This window comes from Lachnoanaerobaculum sanguinis (assembly GCF_033242365.1).
Taxonomy (GTDB): Bacteria; Bacillota; Clostridia; order Lachnospirales; family Lachnospiraceae; genus Lachnoanaerobaculum; species Lachnoanaerobaculum sanguinis.
In genome coordinates this window covers 1-297 of the sequence record NZ_BTHK01000081.1, presented here as the reverse complement: position 1 = coordinate 297, position 297 = coordinate 1, and the positions used below count along the sequence as shown (strand labels likewise).

Here is a 297-nt window from a genome sequence, read left to right as displayed (position 1 = left end):
GAATCCAGCAGTATCCGGAGTACCACGAGACACGAGAAACCTTGTGGGAAGCAGGGGGGACCACCCCCCAAGGCTAAATACTAGTCAGTGACCGATAGCGTATAGTACTGTGAAGGAAAGGTGAAAAGAACCCCGGGAGGGGAGTGAAAAAGAACCTGAAACCCTATGTTTACAAACTGTGGAACACCGAAAGGTGAACCGCGTACTTTTTGTAGAACGGTCCGGCGAGTTACATGTACAGGCGAGGTTAAGTATTAAAGATACGGAGCCGAAGGGAAACCAAGTCTTAATAGGGCG

Annotated in this window: 1 rRNA gene; it reads left to right on the top strand. The window is 49.5% G+C overall.

Annotation, left to right across the window (positions count from 1 at the left end):
• Positions 1–297 (top strand): 23S ribosomal RNA (locus SBH76_RS13620); the annotation flags it as partial.